The 646-nt window shown below is 68.7% G+C and carries 1 protein-coding gene; it reads right to left on the reverse strand.

Features of this window, described 5'->3' with window-relative positions:
• Positions 1-147 precede the first annotated feature (147 nt).
• Positions 148-423, reverse strand: a complete 276-nt coding sequence (locus tag MZTS_RS24840) for a hypothetical protein (RefSeq protein ID WP_009862994.1) — start codon at positions 421-423, stop codon at positions 148-150.
• Between the last annotated feature and the right edge of the window lie 223 nt (positions 424-646).

Below are 646 nucleotides of genomic sequence, written 5' to 3' on the forward strand. Positions count from 1 at the left end.
GGCATCGGGATTTCCGGCATGTCGGCGGCGCCAGCTTAGCCGTTCGCGCACCGCCCTGAAAGATGGCTGCCGGCAGGTCGGGAGGGAGGCCGCGCGCGCCGGCCCGGATCCGATGTCCAAGTGCCCGCGCGCGGCCGGGATGGGGCGTCAGCCCTTCTTGCCGCGCCCGGCGTCCTTCGGCGGGGTGTAGGCGTCGATCGCCCGGCGGCAATTCTCGGAGAGCTTCGCCCAGTTGGTCTTGAAGCACTGATCGGTGGCCGGATCGTCCGGATCGAGATTGCCGCAATAGCTGAGGTAATCGCCGGTGCAGTACTTCTTGAGCGTCTCGTTGCCGCGCTTCGATTGCTGCGCCTGCGCCGGAGCGGCCAACAGGATGGCCGCGCCCGTGAGGGCGAAGACGAGGGGCGTCAGCTTCAAGGCCATGATATTTCGCTCGATCACGGTTCGTGAGAAGGAATCCGGGCGCGATGATGCCCCCGCATGTCCGAAACAAGGCGGCTCCAGGGCGGCCGCAAGATGGTTCGGTCGGATGCTTCGGTGATTACGGGCTCGGGAGAGGCGCCGCAAGGGAGGTGGACCGGCCCGCTCGCTCGCGGGGTGCGCTACGGCGCCCGGCGCGTCAATTCTCGGCGAGGGCCGGGGCGGG

It is taken from the genome of Methylorubrum zatmanii (assembly GCF_014845115.1).
GTDB lineage: Bacteria > Pseudomonadota > Alphaproteobacteria > Rhizobiales > Beijerinckiaceae > Methylobacterium > Methylobacterium zatmanii.

What these genes read in the sequence shown, in the direction of transcription:
- MZTS_RS24840 (WP_009862994.1), bottom strand. Translation starts at nt 423, where the DNA reads ATGGCCTTGAAGCTGACGCCCCTCGTCTTCGCCCTCACGGGCGCGGCC.